Origin of the sequence: Streptomyces sp. NPDC050164 (assembly GCF_044459945.1) — a bacterium.
GTDB lineage: Bacteria > Actinomycetota > Actinomycetes > Streptomycetales > Streptomycetaceae > Streptomyces > Streptomyces coeruleorubidus_A.
On sequence record NZ_JBITJK010000083.1, the window covers coordinates 1 to 4,164 of the forward strand.

General features: G+C 63.0%; 3 protein-coding genes and 1 pseudogene. 1 reads left to right on the forward strand and 3 read right to left on the reverse strand.

The genetic code is table 11. The features are described from left to right. Positions 1-60: 60 nt before the first annotated feature. Positions 61-444 (reverse strand): hypothetical protein, encoded by a 384-nt coding sequence (locus tag ACIBNA_RS44765; RefSeq protein ID WP_399171224.1) that lies wholly within the window; start codon positions 442-444, stop codon positions 61-63. Between the two features lie 1,177 nt (positions 445-1,621). Here ACIBNA_RS44765 and ACIBNA_RS44770 point away from each other — a divergent pair. Next, the gene (locus ACIBNA_RS44770; protein ID WP_399171227.1) at positions 1,622-3,166 is read left to right on the forward strand and encodes an acyl-CoA carboxylase subunit beta; all 1,545 of its coding nucleotides are present in this window, start codon (positions 1,622-1,624) and stop codon (positions 3,164-3,166) included. 22 nt (positions 3,167-3,188) lie between these two features. On the opposite strand, the pseudogene ACIBNA_RS44775 reads toward ACIBNA_RS44770, so the two are convergent. Beyond that, positions 3,189-3,272 (reverse strand): annotated as a pseudogene (locus tag ACIBNA_RS44775) (IS5/IS1182 family transposase); the annotation flags it as partial. Positions 3,273-3,325: 53 nt separating this feature from the next. Then, the gene (locus ACIBNA_RS44780; RefSeq protein ID WP_399171226.1) at positions 3,326-3,952 is read right to left on the reverse strand and encodes a LysE family translocator; all 627 of its coding nucleotides are present in this window, start codon (positions 3,950-3,952) and stop codon (positions 3,326-3,328) included. Positions 3,953-4,164 lie beyond the last annotated feature (212 nt).

Consider the following 4,164-nt stretch of genomic DNA (forward strand, 5'->3'; position numbering starts at 1 on the left):
GAACGGGGCTATCCAGGAGGGCTCCGACGCCGTGATCACACCAGACACAGCAAGATCATCTCATCCGTGACCAGCAGTTACGGGACAGCCCTTAGTCAGCTGCTGGTCGACCAGTTCGATCTCTCCTCGCCAGGCATCAGTGTTCTCCCTGGTCAGGGCGACGTTGCGGCAGGCCAGTGGCTGGCACTGGGGGTGGTCACCGAGTCCTTCGAACGCTCCTTGGCGGGCCCGTTCGCAAAGGGCCTTGGCCGGGTCGTGGACGCAGGTGATGTAGGTGCCGGGATAGATCGCGGGGTCGTCCCGGTTCATGATCCGTCGGAGTCTGCGGTCGTCGAGGACGACGGTGCCCTGGAAACGGGTCCGTTGTCCGAACTCCTCGAGGCGGCGGGCGGCCTCGGCGGCTGCCAGGCCGGACAGGCGGGTGTGTTCGTGGGCGTCGATCACGGTGAGAAGGTGTTCGCCGCGGGCCAGGGCTTGTTCGCTTTCGACCTCGGCCCTGAAGCCGGAGTCGCTGGTGCCTAATGGTGGAGTCGGATATTGGAACTGTCCGAATGCCCTGCTTCCGAGCCGCTGTTGAGTGACTGCGGGGAGGTGAGCGTATCTCCGAAGAGTGGCGAGACCCAGGCCGCCGCGTGGCAAGCAGCCGACGCACGTCAGCGGCGAGCGCGCCACGTGGAGAACAGACCCACGCCGACGCAAGTCACCACAGAGAACGCTTCTGCTCCAGCAACGGTGAAGATGACGCAGGCCAGCACAAGGAGGATCACAAGCGCGGCCAAGCTGAGTACCTGCTCCCGCATCGTGGGAGACGGGTCAGCAATGGGAGGGACTGGGGTACCCGAGGTGTCCTTGTCTTGAGTCATACCCCAAGCACACCTCACGGCAGGATCCAAACCGCCCTAGAGCGAACGATCTCGATGCAGGCCGATCGACACCGACCAACGGCGGACACCTGGCGAATCTCGCCGAACACCGGCCCACTCTGTGGAGTGTTCGGCGATGTTCGGCGTGCGTGCGATCCCATACCCTGAAGACGCAACAGCACAGAGAGGACGGGCAGTTGGGGCAGCAGGCGTTCAATGGAGATGACTACCCTCACGGGGAGTTCGCGGACGAGCTGGCCTCCTTCGCAGCAGATCTGACCGTCCTGAGGATCGAGTGCGGCAACCCCTCCTACCGGCAGATCCAGGCCCGCGCGCCGAAGGGCCGCCCTCTATCCGCCTCCGCAGTCAGCGAGGTACTCAACGGCAAGCGGCTGCCAGGGCTGGACTTTCTCATTGCCCTGGTGTGGACCCTGCTCGCCTTCGATGACCTGAGCAACCGGCCCGTCCGCAGAGACGACCCACGGCTACAGGAGTGGCGTTCCCGCTGGAAGGCGCTGCAGATTCTGCGCGCTCGGAGCAGGCGATCCCTGGGAGCGGAGGCCGAAGTCAAGGACGCGGACACTGAACTCGTATGCGGGGACACGGGGGTTGCGGACGCAGACCCCGAGGCTGTGGCCCCAGATACCAAGCCGGCTCCGGTCGAGGTCCCACTCCTCGGCGACGACCAGGATAGAGAACCTGAGCCCCGGTCCGAGGCCACATCGGCCGAGGAGGCAGAAGAAGCAGATACAGCCGAAATGCGCGGCCGGATCGCTGAACTGCACGAGATCAAGGAACGGGCCCGGCGTGGCCCTAGTGCGCGGGCGACCGAGGCGCAGCACGCCAAGGGAAAGCTGACGGTGCGCGAACGGATCGACCTCTTGCTGGATGAGGGATCTTTCACCGAGATGGAGCCGTTGCTGCAGCACCAAGTCAGCGGCTTCGGCCTAGAGAAGAAGAGGCCCTATACCGATGGCGTGGTCACGGGATGGGGGACGGTGGACGGACGCACTGTCTACGTATATGCCCACGACTTTCGGATCTTTGGTGGGGCTCTCGGGCAAGCCCAGGCCGCCAAGATCCTAAGGATCATGGACATGGCAGTCGCGGCGGAATCCCCTTTGGTCAGTCTGCATGATGGAGCCGGGGCTCGTATCCAGGAGGGCCTTCCTGCGCTAGTTGGTTATGGGGCGATCTTTCAGCGCAACGCCCGAGCCTCAGGCGTGATCCCGCAGATCAGCGTGATGCTTGGCCCATGCGCAGGTGGCGCCGCCTATTCTCCAGCCCTTACCGATTTCGTGTTCATGGTCCGGAATAGTTCACAGATGTTCGTAACTGGTCCGGATGTCGTGCGGGCCGTCACGGGAGAAACCGTTTCGTGGGATGAACTAGGGGGAGCCGATGTCCACGCCAAGGTGTCCGGCGTGGCCACCTTCGCCTACGATGATGAGCGGACGTGCATACAACAGGTCCGCCGTCTTCTTTCCCTGCTTCCGTCCAACAATCGGGAAACGCCGCCAAGGGTACCCCCCACCGATGACCCAAACAGGCGTTGCGAGGCTCTCCCGAGCCTGGTGCCAACTAACGGCAATCAGTCGTACGACATGCGCAAGGTCATCGAGGAAATCGTCGACGACGGCGATCATCTAGAGGTTCACCAGTTGTGGGCTCCGAACGTGGTGTGTGCATTCGCACGTTTGGATGGCCAGGTCGTCGGTGTCGTCGCCAACCAACCTCATTACCTCGCGGGGGTGCTAGACATCGATGCAAGTGAGAAAGCAGCACATTTCGTTCAACTCTGCGATGCCTTTAACATCCCACTAGTCACTTTGCTTGACGCCCCTGGATTCCTGCCTGGCATAGAACAAGAGCATCGCGGACTGATCAGACATGGCGCCAAGCTGCTATACGCCTACTGCAATGCAACCGTGCCGCGCGTCCAACTCATCCTGCGTAAGGCATATGGGAGCGCCTATCTCCTCATGGACTCCCGTTCTGTTGGGGCCGACCTATCCTTCGCTTGGCCCACTAATGAGATCGCGGTGATGGGTGCCGAGGGGGCGGTCAATGTCATCTTCCGGAGTCAGATCGCTGCGGCGGATGATCCTGGGGCCATGCGTAGCCGTTTACTCAGGGAGTATAAGGATGAACTAATGCACCCCTACTACAGTGCCCAGCTTGGAATCGTGGACGACGTCATCGACCCCGTAGGGACTCGCAGTATTCTTATCCGCTCGCTTGCAGCGCTTCGCGCCAAGCGGGCCGGCCTGCCGTCCCGTAAACACGGAATTCCGCCTGTATGAGAGAGGCCGTCCCACACCAACCAAGCAGCTTGCCGAACTGCCGCGGGCTCAGCCCGGCGAACGGCGCTATCCAGGACGGCTCCGACGCCGTGATCACACCAGCCACGCCAAGATCATTTCACTGTGGCCATCAGCTGCAAGGCAGCTCAGAGGGGCAGGCTAACTCGCCGTCACCGTTCGAACGCCAAAGGCGACCAGCACGGCTCCCGCCAGACGGCTCATCCCACGCCGGAAACGCAGTGTGTCGATCGCCGTGCGTGCGACGGCGACCACGGAGGTCCAAAACAGCAGCCACACCAGCACGACGGCAACATGCGCGACCGCAAGCGTGGCAATCTGTGGCGCGATGGGGCGACTGGAGATCAGGAACTGCGGTGTCAGGGTGAGATAAACCGACGCCGCCTTCGGATTGAGGGCGTTGGACCACACCCCCTGCCCGAAGCCCCCGAGTTGAGCCCACGGCAGGCGCCATCGCCTGCGTGTCGTTGGTTCGGCGCCTCGACGCACTGACCGCCACGTCGTCACGCCCAACCAGATGAGGTAGATGCCGCCCACGAGCTTCACCACCGTCAGAGCCCGAGCCGACGACATGACGAGGGCAGACAGGCCAACGGCGGCGAACGTCGCGTGGACCAAGAGCCCGCATGCCGAGCCCAACGCGACGCGCACGCCGTCGGACCGCGACCCCGCGATCACCTGCTGCGTGACCAGCGTGAAACTCGTGCCGGGAATCAATGTCAGGGGTGTGACTGCGGCCACGAAGCCGAGTACCAGATGCCACTGCACGTAACGAGCCTACGCAACGAGCGTGTCCCAAACCTCCGCTTCCCGTCGTCCAGTTCGAAGCCAGCCAGACCGGCGCCAACCGCGCCTGCATTAACCCGGAGATCATTTGTGGGACAGCCCTTAGTAGGACTCCGTTAGGTCTGTCTCGATCTTGGCCTTGAGTGTGATCCGCTGGGCAGGGGTTGGTGGCAGGTGGTGCAGACGCCGGTCCA